Below are 13,198 nucleotides of genomic sequence, written 5' to 3'. Positions count from 1 at the left end.
TTGACGGCCGGCCGGCACCGGTCCAAAATGGTTGCACGTGAGACTATCTAGCAGATCGGTCCTCTCCTGACCAGAGCCGAGGTTAGCGCATGGCGCAAGCCAAGACCCAGCAGGCCAAAACCCAGTTCGGCTATCGCCGCCACCCCGATCAGAATCGTCCCGGCCAGGGCCCGGCCGAGCATCCGGTCGTGATCGTTGGCGCTGGCCCGGTCGGGCTGTCGCTGGCGATCGACCTCGCCCAGCGCGGCCAGCGCGTCGTCCTTCTGGATGACGCCGATCGTATCGGCGAAGGCTCGCGCGCGATCTGCTTCTCGAAACGTTCGCTGGAATATTGGGATCGGCTCGGCGTCTGCGACCGCATGGTCGAGAAGGGCGTGGTCTGGAGCGTCGGCCGCATCTTCCACGGCGAGTCCCAGCTCTACCAGTTCAACCTGCTGCCGGAAGACGGTCACAAGCGGCCTGCCTTCATCAACCTCCAGCAATATTACGCGGAAGCCTACCTGGCCGATCGCGTGCAGGACCTCCCGGGCATCGACCTGCGCTGGCGCAACCAGGTGACGGCGCTGGAGCAACGCAACGATTCCGTTGCGCTGACCATCGTGACGCCCGAAGGCAACTATTACCTGCACGCACAATATGTCATCGCTTGCGACGGCGCGCGCTCCTCGCTGCGGCAGATGGTCGGCGCCGACTTCGCCGGCCAGGTGTTCGAGGATCAGTTCCTGATCGCCGACGTCAAGATGACCGCGGAATTTCCGACCGAGCGCTGGTTCTGGTTCGATCCGCCGTTTCATGCGGGGCGTTCGGCGCTGTTGCACCGACAGCCCGACGATGTCTGGCGCATCGACCTCCAGCTCAGCCGCGACGCCGATCCTCTCACCGAGAAGAAGCCCGAGAACGTGCGGCCGCGGATCGCGCGCATGCTCGGCCACGACAAGTTCGAGTTCGAGTGGATCTCGCTCTACAAATTCCAGTGCCGGCGGATGGACCGCTTCCTCCATGGCCGTGTGATTTTTGCGGGAGACTCCGCGCACCAGGTCTCGCCGTTCGGCGCGCGCGGCGCCAATTCCGGACTTGAGGACGCCGAAAACCTCGCCTGGAAGCTCGACCGCGTGCTGCGCGGGACCTCGCCCGCGAGCCTGCTCGAGAGCTATCATGTCGAGCGCAGTCTCGCCGCCGACGAGAACATCCGCGAATCCACCCGCTCGACCGATTTCATGGCGCCGAACACGCGCCAGGAGGCGCGGCTGCGCAAGGCGGTGCTGTCGCTGGCGAAAGAGACCGAGTTCGGCAAGCGCATGGTCAATGGCGGCAGGCTCTCGGTGCCGTGCAGCTATGACTCGCCGCTGTTGTCGCCCGATGCGGATGCGTGGCGTGGTGGACCGCTCCCCGGCTGTTCGATGCTCGATGCCCCCGTTGCGACGCGCGCTGGCGAGCAAGCCTATTTGACGGATGCATTCAGTCAGGGCGGAACGGATTTCACATTGCTGTCGTTCAGCAATGGCGCGGCGTTTGAGGCGCCTGTTGGTGTGAAGGACATCTGCATCGGCGGTGAGGACGGGCTCGCGGATCCGGCGGGGCTCACCGCAAAGCGCTATGATGCGGAACCAGGCTCAGCCTACCTACTAAGGCCGGACGGTTATGTCGCGGCGCGATTTCGCCACCCGACGCGCGCTGGCGTCGCGGCAGCGCTGTCACGCGCCCAAGGCTTGAATGAGCAAGGCTTGAATTGAGGATTCGCATGCCGCTTTCCACCAGCTCCAACTTTGCGCAGCCCGACGACGCCTTTCGCGCCATCGTCGAGGCGCATCGTGGCTTCACCGACGAGCAAAGCGCCGATTTCGACGCGGCGCTGGTGCTGATCCTCGCCAATCATATCGGCGATATCGAGGTGCTGCGGGACGCGATTTTGCTCGCCAAGCGGCGCATGATCGATGGCCAGCAGCAGCAGCAACAACAGCAATAACGAATGTCCAAAGGAACGAATTAATGGCGAAGAACTTCGCGTCCACCGGCGATCTCTCCGAGAAGAAGATCACCTTTTCGGAGATCGGCACCGATCTCTACGCCTTTACGGCGGAGGGCGACCCGAATACGGCAATCATCGTCGGTGACGACGGCTGCCTGGTGTTCGACGCGCAATCGACGCCGGCGATGGCCAACAAGGTGATCGAGCGCGTCCGCACCGTCACCGACAAGCCGATCAAATATGTCGTGCTGTCGCATTATCACGCCGTGCGCGTACTCGGCGCCTCCGCCTACAAGGCGCAGGGCATCGTCGCTTCGCAGGAGACCCATCGGCTGATCGAGGAGCGCGGCCAGCAGGATTGGGATTCCGAATATGGCCGCTTCCCGCGCCTGTTCCAGGACGCCTCGAGCATTCCCGGCCTGACCTGGCCGACGCTGACCTTCGAAGGCGAGATGTCGATCTATCTCGGCAAGCGCGAGGTGCGGCTGATGCAGCTTGGCGCGGGCCACACCTCGGGCGACATCGTCGCCTGGGTGCCCGATGCCGAGGTGATGTTCTCCGGCGATCTCATCGAATATCACTCGGCCTGCTATTGCGGCGACGCGCATTTGCGCGAATGGCCGCTGACGCTGAACGAGATCCGCAACTTCAATCCCAAGGCGATCGCGCCGGGCCGCGGCGATGCGCTCAACGGGGTAGCCACGGTGCGCGAAGCCATCGCGATGACGCGCGACTTTGTCACATCGCTCTATGGCGCCGCTGAAATCTCGGTGGCCAAGGGCCGCACGCTGAAGGAATCGATGGCCGCGACGCGCGAGGTGATGGATCCGAAATTCAAGGGCTTCGCCATCTACGAGCACTGCCTACCGTTCAATGTATCGCGCGCCTTCGACGAGGCCTCGGGGATCGACGACCCCGTGATCTGGACCGACAAGCGCGACCAGGAGATGTGGGCCGCCCTGCAAGGAGGATAGTCATGAACATCAACACCTCGCCCGATCAGGTCATTCGCAGCTCGGCCCAGGTCACGCCGGGCTACATGTCCGGCTTCGGCAACAGCTTTGAGACCGAGGCGCTGCCGGGCGCCCTTCCGATCGGGCGCAACTCGCCGCAGCGCTGCGCCTATGGCCTCTATGCCGAGCAGTTGTCCGGCTCCCCCTTCACGGCGCCGCGCGGCACCAATGAGCGCTCATGGCTCTATCGCATTCGCCCGTCGGTGAAACATTCGGGCCGTTTCGAGAGGGCCGACGAGGGCCTGTGGCGTTCGGCGCCGTGCCATGAACACGATCTGCCGATCGCGCAGTTGCGCTGGGACCCGGCGCCGATCCCGAAGGAGGACATGACTTTCCTTCAGGGCGTGCAGACCATGACCACGGCCGGAGACGTCAACACCCAGGCGGGCATGGCCGCGCATATCTATCTCATTACCAAGTCGATGGTGGACCAGCACTTCTACAATGCGGACGGCGAGCTTATGTTCGTGCTGCAGCAGGGCAATCTGCGCGTTGTGACCGAGTTCGGTCGCATCGACGCCGAGCCCGGCGAGATCGTTGTAATTCCGCGCGGAGTCAAATTCCGCGTCGAGATTCCGAACGGGCCGGCGCGCGGCTATCTCTGCGAAAACTACGGCGGCGCCTTCACGCTGCCGGAGCGCGGGCCGATCGGCGCCAATTGCCTCGCCAATGCGCGCGACTTCCTGACGCCGGTCGCGCACTACGAGGACAAGGACACACCGACCGAGCTTTTTGTGAAATGGGGCGGCTCGTTGTTCAAGACCCAGCTTGCCCATTCGCCGATCGACGTGGTCGCCTGGCACGGCAATTACGCGCCCTACAAATACGATCTGCGCACCTTCTCTCCCGTAGGCGCGATCGGCTTCGATCATCCCGATCCCTCGATCTTCACCGTGCTGACCTCGCCGTCGGAGACGGCGGGCACGGCGAATATCGACTTCGTGATCTTCCCCGAGCGCTGGCTGGTCGCCGACAACACTTTCCGCCCGCCCTGGTATCACATGAACATCATGAGCGAGTTCATGGGCTTGATCTACGGGATTTACGACGCCAAGCCGCAGGGTTTCGTTCCGGGTGGCATCTCGCTGCACAATTGCATGCTGCCGCACGGTCCCGACCGCGACGCCTTCGAGCACGCCAGCAACGGCGAATTGAAGCCGGTGAAGCTCACGGGCACCATGGCCTTCATGTTCGAGACCCGCTACCCGCAACGCGTCACCGCGCATGCGGCGAATGCCGCAACGTTGCAGGACGACTACGCGGATTGCTGGAAGGGGCTCGCGAAGCGGTTCGATCCGAGCAGGCCGTAGCGCCGCGCCACCCACTCCGTCGTCATGCCCGGACAGAAGCGCGAAGCGCGTCTTCGCGCTAGATGTCCGGGCATCCACGTGTTGAAACGCAGAAGAAAGATCGTGGATGGCCGGGACAAGCCCGGCCATGGCGGTCTCGAGTTCGGAGAATCCCGTGTCCCATCCCAACGACCCCAGCCTCCGCTCCTTCATCGACGTCGATCCCACCTCCGATTTTTCGATCCAGAATCTGCCTTACGGGGTGTTCTCGACCGCGGCCAATCCGACGCCGCGCGTCGGCGTGGCGATCGGCAATTGCGTGCTTGATCTCTGGGAGCTCGAGCAGGATTCGCGCCTCGATGTCGGGCCGCTTGGCGTGTTCTCGACGTCGTCGCTCAATTCTTTCTTGGCGCTGGGACCGAAGGTCTGGACGAAGACGCGCGCGCGGATCAGCGAGCTTTTGCGTCACGATCATCCGGAGCTGCGCGACAATGAGGAGCTGCGCAAGCAGGCCTTGGTGCCGATGCGTGATGCAAAACTGCATCTGCCGTTCACGATCTCAGGTTACACCGACTTTTATTCCTCGAAAGAGCACGCCACCAATGTCGGCGTCATGTTCCGCGGCAAGGACAATGCGCTGCAGCCGAACTGGCTCCATATGCCGATCGGCTATAACGGGCGCGCCTCCACCGTCGTGGTCTCCGGCACCAAGGTGAAGCGCCCGCGCGGGCAGCTGAAGCCGCCGAACGTCGAGGTGCCGAGCTTCGCCCCGTGCAAGCGGCTCGATTTTGAGCTGGAGATGGGTGTCGTGGTCGGCCAGCCCTCAGCCATGGGCGGCATGCTCACGGAGCAACAGGCCGAGGAGATGATTTTTGGTTTCGTGCTGCTTAACGATTGGAGCGCGCGCGACATCCAGCAATGGGAATATGTGCCGCTCGGTCCGTTCCTCGCCAAGGCGTTCGCGACCTCGATCAGCCCGTGGGTGGTGACGCGCGAGGCGCTGGAGCCGTTCCGGCTGAAGGGGCCCGAGCAGGAGCCAGCGCCGCTCGATTATCTCAAGCAGGGCAGGCCGCAGAACTACGATCTCGAGCTCGACGTCTCCTTGCGCGCCGCCGGCGCCAACGCGCCTGCCGGCATCAGTCGCACCAACTTCAAGTACATGTACTGGTCCTCGGTGCAGCAACTGATGCACCACGCCTCCTCCGGCTGCGCCATGAATGTCGGAGATCTCCTGGGGAGCGGCACGATCTCCGGCCCGGAGAAAAGCCAGCGCGGCAGTCTTCTGGAGATCTCTTGGAACGGCACCGAGCCGGTCGAATTGCCCGGCGGCATCAAGCGGTCATTCCTGGAAGACGGCGACAGCCTCATCATGCGCGGCTGGTGCCAGGGCGAGGGCTATCGCGTCGGTTTCGGCGAGGTCGAGGGGACGGTTTTGGCGGCGGAGTAAGTGGCGCCATCCCATAAACCCGTCATTGCGAGCGTAGCGAAGCAATCCAGAATCTTTCCGCGGAGAGAATTCTGGATTGCTTCGTCGCAAGGGCTCCTCGCAATGACGGCGTGGAGAGAGCCTATCGCCTCTCAGCCGGTACGTCTTTGACTCTCGCGCAATGCGCGGCGACATCCTCCTGGCTGTACTTCAAATGCACCCGCTTGTCCGACGGCGCCTGCTTCGTCGTGCACACGCCCGGTCGCCATTCCTGCGTTGGCCTTATCGGGCGCGGCGCAAAACCGCCGCCGCAGTTCGGGCAGACGTTGGACAACTTCGTCTCGACGCAGTCCGCACAGAACGTGCACTCATAGGAGCAGATCCGCGCATCGGTCGCGTTCGGCGGCAGGTCGCGGTCGCAATATTCGCAGTTCGGTCGAAGCTGGAGGGCCATGGCTGAGTCTCCGCAGGTCGGCCGGGATCATCGCAGATCGCGCGCGCAGCGCGAATGCCGGATTTCCCTCGATTTCAGCCGGGTTTGATTTCCTTCAGCGGCAGACGCGTGCTCTCCTTCAACCTGTCGAGCACGATCGAGGAGCGCACATGCGCTACACTCTGGTGCGGCATCAGCACGTCGTTGACGAGATTGGAGAGACCCTTGAGATCGCGCAGCACGGCTTTCAGTACATAGTCGGCGTCGCCGGTGAGCGAATAGGCCTCCTGGATCTCGTCGATTCGATTGACCAGCGTGCGGAAGCGTTTCGAGTTATCCGGCGAGTGGGTCGCCAGCGTCACCTGGATGAAGGCGATCACGCCGAAGCCGAGCGCCTCGCTGGAGAGATCGGCGTGATAGCCTGATATCACCTTCTCCTCCTCCAGCCGCATCCGCCGGCGCGAGCATTGCGAGGCCGAGAGCCCTGCGAGGTCCGCCAGTTCCTGGTTGGTGAGGCGGCCGTCGTCCTGGAGCGCGCCCAGGATCCTGAGGTCGAAGGCGTCTACCGAAATCATGCGTAATTTTTCTATTTCATGCACAGATCGTGCATATGATAGTCAAAACGCGTCCCGTTTGCACGCTCATTGCACGCCCCGTGAAGGATAGTTCATGGCAGCAGCAAATTTGGGAGAGCGCCATGGGACCGTTTCCGCACGATGCACCGCCGGCCACTGTTACCGCCGACAATCCGATGGGCACCGACGGGTTCGAGTTCGTCGAATATGCGCACCCCAATCCCGAAGAGCTGCACGCCCTGTTCAAGCTGATGGGCTATGCGCCCGTCGCGCGCCACAAGAGCAAAAAGATAACGGTCTATCGCCAGGGGGACATCAATTATCTTGTCAACGAGGAGCCCGGCAGCCACGGTTACGACTTTGTCGCCGCACACGGCCCCTGTGCCCCGTCGATGGCGTTCCGCGTGGTCGATGCGAAGAAGGCCTATGACCGCGCGATTTCGCTCGGGGCCGAACCTGCCGACGCGTCATCCGCGCAGAAGACGCTCGACGTCCCCGCGATCAAGGGCATCGGCGGCAGCCTGCTCTACTTCGTCGATCGCTACGGCGCCACGGGTTCGGCCTATGACAGCGAGTTCGAATGGCTGGGTGCGCGCGATCCGCAGCCGGTAGGCGCCGGCCTGTTCTACCTCGATCACCTCACCCACAACGTCCATCGCGGCCGCATGGACGTCTGGACCGGCTTTTACGAGAAGCTCTTCAACTTCCGCCAGATCCGCTTCTTCGACATCGAGGGCCGTGCGTCAGGCCTGTTCTCGCGCGCGCTGACCAGCCCCGACGGCAAGATCCGAATTCCGATCAACGAGGACGCCGGCGATGCCGGCCAGATCGAGGAATATCTGAATATCTACCGCGGCGAGGGCATCCAGCACATCGCCTGCGGCTGCCGCGACATCTACCGCACCATCGAAGGCCTACGCGAAGCCGGCCTGCCTTTCATGCCGGCGCCGCCCGTGACCTATTTCGAGCGGATCGACGCGCGCCTGCCGAAGCACGGCGAGGACATTGCGCGGCTTCAGACCAATGGCATCCTGATCGACGGCGAGGGTGTCGTCGAAGGCGGCCAGACCAAGGTGCTGCTGCAGATCTTCTCGGCCAACGCGATCGGCCCGATCTTCTTCGAGTTCATCCAGCGCAAGGGCGACGACGGTTTTGGCGAGGGCAATTTCAAGGCCCTGTTCGAATCGATCGAGGAAGACCAGATCCGGCGCGGGGTGTTGAAGGTGGATGCGGCGTAGGCTGTCGCATCCCAACAGATGTTGTCCCGGCCTTCGCCGGGACGACATCGGAATTTGACGCAACCGCGGCCCTTATTTCTCAGCCTTCCACGCCTTCGTCACCGCGCCGATCTCCGCCCCTTCCGGCTCGCGCACCGCCGACGGCGTCCGCGAGAACCGCGGCGCCGGCGCCGGCTGCTTCACGCCGTGGCGCTCGACAAAGACCTGTCGGGCGACCATGTGCGGATGCTCGGTCGCTTCCGACATGGTCAGCACCGGCGCGAAACAGATGTCGCTGCCTTCCATGATCTTGCACCAGTCCTCACGCGTCTTGCTCTTGAACACCGCCTGCAACTTCTGCTTCAGCGCGGGCCAGGCCTTGCGGTCCATCTGCGCATCGAAATCGGCGTCTGTCAGGCCCGCATGCTCGCGCAGCAGCGCGTAGAACTGCGGCTCGATCGAGCCGATCGAGACGAAATGGCCGCAAGCGCATTCGTAGACGCCGTAGAAATGCGCGCCGCCATCGAGAAAATTCTGGTTGCGGCCTTCGGTCCAGCGGCCGAGCGTGGTCATGTCGAAGAAGAACGACATCAGCGATGCCGCGCCGTCGCACATCGCGGCATCGACGACCTGGCCCTTGCCGGACCTCGAGGCATCCAGCAGCGCCGCAAGCACGCCGACGACGAGATAGAGTGCGCCGCCCCCGAAATCGCCGACCAAATTGAGGGGCGGCACCGGCGCTTCCTTGGTGCCGATCGCGGCGAGCGCGCCGGTGATGGAGATGTAGTTGATGTCGTGGCCTGCGGCATTGGCGAGCGGGCCCTGCTGGCCCCAGCCGGTCATGCGGCCGTAGACCAGTTTTGGATTGCGCGCGAGCACAATGTCGGGGCCGAGCCCGAGCCGCTCCATCACGCCGGGGCGAAATCCCTCGACCAGCGCGTCGGCGTTTGCAAGCAGGTCGAGCACTTCCGCGATGGCCGCCTTGTCCTTGAGATCGAGCTCGATCACCTTGCGGCCGCGCCCCGCCACCGACTTCATGCTCTTCTTCGCGCCGACGCGGTCGAGGGTGACGACGTCGGCGCCCATGTCGGCCAGCATCATGCAGGCGAACGGTCCGGGGCCGATGCCCGCGAATTCGACGATGCGGAAGCCCGACAGCGGGCCAGAGGTGCGGACGGAAGAGGTGGGGGCTGGTTGATCGAGCACGTTTTTGTTTCCTCGGATCCAAGGCGCGTATTGCCGATGGTCGGCGAGCGCCGAGGCGTTCTCTGTGGGGCGAGTTAATTGGCTGATTAACTTTTCTCGCCTTCACGCCGGTGAGGCAAGCGGTTTTCATGCCGCGTGGCCAAAATAAAAACGGCGCGCACCGAAGTGCGCGCCGCGGAAAATTTGCGTCGAGGCGCTATCAGCCGGCCGCAGCCACCGCGCGTTGCGCCATCACCTTGATCAAGTTGGCGCGGTACTCGGCGGTGCCGTGGATGTCGGCCAGCAAATTGCTCGCCGAAATGCTGACGCTGTCGATCGCCGAAGGTGACCAGTTCGCCTTCAGCGCTGCTTCGATCGCGGGGACCCGCATCACGCCGCTCTCCGAAGCGCCTGTGGCGGCCACCCGAATCTCGCCCGACTTCGTCTGTGCCACGAACACGGCGGTCAGTGCGAAGCGGGAGGCCGGGTGCCGCATCTTTTCGTAGCCTGCCTTCGCCGGAACCGGGAACGACACGGCGGTGATGATCTCGCCGTCTTCCAGCGCCGTGGTGAACAGACCCTGGAAGAAATCCTCCGCCGCAATCGACCGCTTGTTGGTTTTCACGGTGGCGCCGAGCGCGAGCAGCGCGGCCGGATAATCCGCGGCGGGATCGTTGTTGGCGATCGAGCCGCCGATCGTGCCGCGATAGCGTACGGCGGGATCACCGAGCATCGACGTGAGATAGGCAATCGCAGGGATCGCCTTCTTCACATCGGCATTCTGCATGATGTCGAAATAGGTCGTGCCGGCCTTGATGGTCAGCACGTCGCCTAAGAGCTCGACGCCTTGCAGCTCCTTGATCTTGCCGAGATCGATCACGTCGGACGGGCTGGCGAGGCGCTGCTTCATGACCGGCAGCAGCGTCTGGCCGCCGGCGAGGAATTTCGCCTCGGTGCTCTTGGCGAACAGGCTGACGGCTTCGTCAACCGAGGACGCGCGATGATAAATGGTCTGGTACATCTTCGTTCCTCTCCCTTAAGCCGCGTGGATCGTGCGCCACACCCGGTCAGGGGTTGCGGGCATTTCCAGATTGTTCTTGCCGATCGCATCCGTGATCGCATTGATCACGGCCGCGGAGGCGCCGATCGCGCCGGCCTCACCGCAACCCTTGATGCCCAAGGGATTGCCCGGGCACAGCGTCGTGGTGTGGGAGAGGTTGAACGAGGGCAAATCGTCGGCACGCGGCATGGAGTAATCCATGAACGAGGCCGTGACCGGCTGGCCGTTGGCATCGTAGATCGCGTGCTCGAGCAGTGCCTGCCCAATGCCCTGGGCCAGGCCGCCATGGACCTGTCCCTCGACGATCATCGGATTGATCAGCCGGCCGAAATCGTCGGCCGCGACGAAGTTGACGAAGGTGGTCTTGCCCGTGCCGGGATCGACTTCGAGCTCGCAGATGTACGCCCCGGCGGGGAAGGTGAAGTTGGTCGGGTCGTAGAAGGCGCTTTCCTTCAAGCCCGGCTCCATTCCGTCAGGCAGGTTGTGCGCGGTGTAGGCCGCGAGCGCGACCATCGGGAAGGCGATCGCCTTGTCGGTACCGGCCACCTTGAACTCGCCGTTCTCGATGACGATGTCGCCCTCCGAGGCTTCCAGCGCATGCGCGGCGATCTTCTTGGCCTTGGACTCCATCTTCTCCATGGCCTTCAGGATCGCGGTGAGACCGACGGCTGCCGAACGCGAGCCGTAGGTGCCCATGCCGAACTGCACCTTGTCGGTATCGCCATGGACGATCGAGACCTGGCTGATCGGAACGCCGAGGCGCTCCGCGACGAGCTGGCAGAACGTCGTTTCGTGACCCTGGCCGTGGCTGTGCGATCCCGTGAGGACCTCGATGGTACCGACCGGGTTGACGCGCACCTCGGCCGATTCCCACAAGCCGACGCCGGCACCGAGACTGCCGACCGCCTTGGACGGCGCGATGCCGCAAGCCTCGATGTAGCAGGACACGCCGATGCCGCGCAGCTTGCCGTCGGCTTTCGCCTTGGCCTTGCGCCCGGCGAAGCCGGCATAATCGATCGCCTTCATCGCGGCATCGAGCGAGGCGTTAAAGTCGCCGGCGTCATAGGCCATGATGACCGGCGTCTGGTGCGGGAACTGGGTGATGAAGTTCAACCTGCGCAGCGCGGCCGGATCGACCTTCAATTGCCGCGCCGCCGTCTCCATCAGACGTTCGATCAGATAGCTCGCCTCGGGGCGGCCTGCGCCGCGATAGGCGTCGACCGGCGTGGTGTTGGTGTAAACCCCGACCACCTCGGCATGGATCGCCGGGATGTTGTACTGACCCGACAGCAGCGTCGCGTAGAGATAGGTCGGCACCGACGACGAGAACAGAGACATATAGGCGCCGAAATTGGCGTAGGTCTTCACCTTGAGGCCGGTGATCTTGTTGTTGGCGTCGAACGCCATCTCGGCATGGGTGACGTGGTCGCGGCCATGCGCATCGGTGAGGAAGGCCTCGGTGCGGTCGCCGGTCCATTTCACGGGACGGCCGACCTTCTTCGAGGCCCACAGCGCCACCATCTCTTCGGGATAGATGAAGATCTTGGAGCCGAAGCCGCCGCCGACGTCGGGCGCGATCACGCGCAGCTTGTGCTCAGGGGCGATGTTGTAGAACGCCGACAGCACGAGGCGGGCCACGTGCGGGTTCTGCGACGTCGTGTAGAGCGTGAAATGCTCCTCCGCCGAATCGTAATCGGCAATGGCCGCGCGCGGCTCCATCGCGTTCGGCGCAAGGCGGTTGTTGGTGACGTCGAGCTTCACCACGTTGGCGGCCTTGGCGATGGCGGCGTCCGCGGCGCCCTCATCGCCGATCACCCAGTCATAGACTTGGTTGCCGGGGGCTTCGGGATGCAGCTGCGGCGCGCCGGACTTGATCGCGGCGTGGACGTCGGCGACCGCGGGCAGTTCTTCGTAGTTCACGACCACGGCTTCGGCCGCGTCGCGCGCGAGGTTCTTGCTCTCGGCGATCACGACTGCGACGGCCTGGCCGACGAAACGCACCGTCTCCGGCGCCATCGCGGGCCATGCGCCCATCTTCATCGGGCTGCCGTCCTTGGAGGTGATGGCCCAGCCGCAGATCAGGTTGCCGACCTTGTCGTCGACGATCTCTTGTCCCGTGAGCACCGCGACCACGCCCGGCATCTTCAGGGCGGCGGAGGAATCGATCCCCTTCACCTTGGCATGCGCGTGCGGGCTGCGGATGAAATGGGCGTGGGTCATGCCCTGCAATTTGATGTCGTCGACGTAGCGGCCCTTGCCGGTAATGAAACGCTTGTCTTCCTTGCGCACGACGCGCGCGCCAATGCCTTCAACACCCATGTTTGGTCCTCCCGACCGGAATTTGTTTTCACCGCGCTTTCCCTCGAAAGCGGCAGCGGTGGTTCTTATTTCGAGGCGCGCCGCTTACTCGGCCGCCTGCGAGACCTTCATGCGCCCGGCCGCATCCAGCACGGCTTTGACGATGTTGTGATAGCCGGTGCAGCGGCAGATATTGCCTTCGAGCTCGTGACGGACGGTGGTCTCGTCGAGCTCGCCACCATGACGATGCACGATGTCGATCGCCGACATGATCATGCCCGGCGTGCAATAGCCGCATTGCAGGCCGTGATTGTCGCGGAACGCGGCCTGCATCGGGTGCAGTTCGTCGCCTTTGGCGATGCCTTCGATGGTGGTGACGCTGGCGCCGTCGGCTTGGCCCGCCAGCATGGTGCAGGATTTCACCGCCTTGCCGTCCACGTGGACGACGCAGGCGCCGCACTGGCTGGTGTCGCAGCCGACATGGGTTCCGGTGAGGTTGAGGTGTTCGCGCAGCAGCTGGACCAGCAGCGTGCGGTCCTCGACGTCGACAGCAACGGCCTTGCCGTTCACCGTCAGTTTGACTGTAGACACGGTTGAAGTCCTCCCGGGATTGATTTTGATTGTTTCCAATTAGAGACAGCGACCCGGAACTTTGCAACTAGGATTTTTGGTCGCCTTCGTCATGGAAAAGTCATTGATCCAGACGGGCCTGCGTTGATTTGGGGGAAGAGTC

Annotated in this window: 12 protein-coding genes; 6 read left to right on the top strand and 6 right to left on the bottom strand. The window is 63.6% G+C overall.

Annotated elements, in window-relative coordinates:
- Positions 1-89: 89 nt before the first annotated feature.
- The 5 genes from IVA74_RS15285 to fahA all read left to right on the top strand — a co-directional run bounded on the left by IVA74_RS15285 (position 90) and on the right by fahA (position 5,718).
- Positions 90-1,733, top strand: coding sequence for an FAD-dependent oxidoreductase (locus IVA74_RS15285; RefSeq protein WP_247345083.1), 1,644 nt, complete (start codon positions 90-92; stop codon positions 1,731-1,733).
- Between the two features lie 8 nt (positions 1,734-1,741).
- Positions 1,742-1,966 (top strand): DUF2783 domain-containing protein, encoded by a 225-nt coding sequence (locus IVA74_RS15280; protein WP_247345080.1) that lies wholly within the window; start codon positions 1,742-1,744, stop codon positions 1,964-1,966.
- 23 nt (positions 1,967-1,989) lie between these two features.
- Positions 1,990-2,943: an MBL fold metallo-hydrolase gene (locus IVA74_RS15275; protein WP_247345077.1), complete on the top strand. Its 954-nt coding sequence runs from the start codon at positions 1,990-1,992 to the stop codon at positions 2,941-2,943.
- Positions 2,944-2,945: 2 nt separating this feature from the next.
- Positions 2,946-4,292: a homogentisate 1,2-dioxygenase gene (gene hmgA, locus IVA74_RS15270; protein WP_247345074.1), complete on the top strand. Its 1,347-nt coding sequence runs from the start codon at positions 2,946-2,948 to the stop codon at positions 4,290-4,292.
- A 154-nt stretch (positions 4,293-4,446) separates the two neighbouring features.
- The gene (fahA, locus tag IVA74_RS15265; RefSeq protein WP_247345070.1) at positions 4,447-5,718 is read left to right on the top strand and encodes a fumarylacetoacetase; all 1,272 of its coding nucleotides are present in this window, start codon (positions 4,447-4,449) and stop codon (positions 5,716-5,718) included.
- 121 nt (positions 5,719-5,839) lie between these two features.
- On the opposite strand, the gene IVA74_RS15260 is transcribed toward fahA, so the two are convergent.
- Both IVA74_RS15260 and IVA74_RS15255 read right to left on the bottom strand, forming a co-directional pair.
- Positions 5,840-6,151, bottom strand: a complete 312-nt coding sequence (locus IVA74_RS15260; protein WP_247345067.1) for a DUF1272 domain-containing protein — start codon at positions 6,149-6,151, stop codon at positions 5,840-5,842.
- Between the two features lie 74 nt (positions 6,152-6,225).
- Positions 6,226-6,705: an Lrp/AsnC family transcriptional regulator gene (locus IVA74_RS15255; protein WP_247345064.1), complete on the bottom strand. Its 480-nt coding sequence runs from the start codon at positions 6,703-6,705 to the stop codon at positions 6,226-6,228.
- 122 nt (positions 6,706-6,827) lie between these two features.
- Between IVA74_RS15255 and hppD the strand changes: the two genes are divergently transcribed.
- Positions 6,828-7,943 carry a 4-hydroxyphenylpyruvate dioxygenase gene (gene hppD / locus IVA74_RS15250; RefSeq protein ID WP_247345061.1) on the top strand — a complete coding sequence of 372 codons (1,116 nt, stop codon included), beginning with the start codon at positions 6,828-6,830 and terminating at the stop codon, positions 7,941-7,943.
- Positions 7,944-8,015: 72 nt separating this feature from the next.
- Here the strand turns inward: hppD and IVA74_RS15245 are convergent, their stop codons facing one another.
- The 4 genes from IVA74_RS15245 to IVA74_RS15230 all read right to left on the bottom strand — a co-directional run bounded on the left by IVA74_RS15245 (position 8,016) and on the right by IVA74_RS15230 (position 13,056).
- Entirely contained in the window at positions 8,016-9,128 is a 1,113-nt protein-coding gene (locus IVA74_RS15245) for a CaiB/BaiF CoA-transferase family protein (RefSeq protein WP_247345058.1), read from the bottom strand.
- A 199-nt stretch (positions 9,129-9,327) separates the two neighbouring features.
- On the bottom strand, positions 9,328-10,128 hold the full coding sequence (locus IVA74_RS15240) for a xanthine dehydrogenase family protein subunit M (protein ID WP_247345055.1): 801 nt from the start codon (positions 10,126-10,128) through the stop codon (positions 9,328-9,330).
- Between the two features lie 15 nt (positions 10,129-10,143).
- Positions 10,144-12,486 (bottom strand): xanthine dehydrogenase family protein molybdopterin-binding subunit, encoded by a 2,343-nt coding sequence (locus IVA74_RS15235; protein WP_247345052.1) that lies wholly within the window; start codon positions 12,484-12,486, stop codon positions 10,144-10,146.
- A gap of 84 nt (positions 12,487-12,570) precedes the next feature.
- Positions 12,571-13,056, bottom strand: coding sequence for a (2Fe-2S)-binding protein (locus tag IVA74_RS15230; RefSeq protein WP_247345050.1), 486 nt, complete (start codon positions 13,054-13,056; stop codon positions 12,571-12,573).
- Between the last annotated feature and the right edge of the window lie 142 nt (positions 13,057-13,198).

The organism is Bradyrhizobium sp. 132, assembly GCF_023074185.1.
GTDB lineage: Bacteria > Pseudomonadota > Alphaproteobacteria > Rhizobiales > Xanthobacteraceae > Bradyrhizobium.
Note: the sequence above shows the minus strand (reverse complement) of the source record. Positions and strands in the feature narration are given on the sequence as shown.

What these genes read in the sequence shown, in the direction of transcription:
- IVA74_RS15285 (WP_247345083.1), top strand. Translation starts at nt 90, where the DNA reads ATGGCGCAAGCCAAGACCCAGCAGGCCAAAACCCAGTTCGGCTATCGC.
- IVA74_RS15280 (WP_247345080.1), top strand. Translation starts at nt 1,742, where the DNA reads ATGCCGCTTTCCACCAGCTCCAACTTTGCGCAGCCCGACGACGCCTTT.
- IVA74_RS15275 (WP_247345077.1), top strand. Translation starts at nt 1,990, where the DNA reads ATGGCGAAGAACTTCGCGTCCACCGGCGATCTCTCCGAGAAGAAGATC.
- hmgA (WP_247345074.1), top strand. Translation starts at nt 2,946, where the DNA reads ATGAACATCAACACCTCGCCCGATCAGGTCATTCGCAGCTCGGCCCAG.
- IVA74_RS15260 (WP_247345067.1), bottom strand. Translation starts at nt 6,151, where the DNA reads ATGGCCCTCCAGCTTCGACCGAACTGCGAATATTGCGACCGCGACCTG.
- IVA74_RS15255 (WP_247345064.1), bottom strand. Translation starts at nt 6,705, where the DNA reads ATGATTTCGGTAGACGCCTTCGACCTCAGGATCCTGGGCGCGCTCCAG.
- hppD (WP_247345061.1), top strand. Translation starts at nt 6,828, where the DNA reads ATGGGACCGTTTCCGCACGATGCACCGCCGGCCACTGTTACCGCCGAC.
- IVA74_RS15240 (WP_247345055.1), bottom strand. Translation starts at nt 10,128, where the DNA reads ATGTACCAGACCATTTATCATCGCGCGTCCTCGGTTGACGAAGCCGTC.
- IVA74_RS15235 (WP_247345052.1), bottom strand. Translation starts at nt 12,486, where the DNA reads ATGGGTGTTGAAGGCATTGGCGCGCGCGTCGTGCGCAAGGAAGACAAG.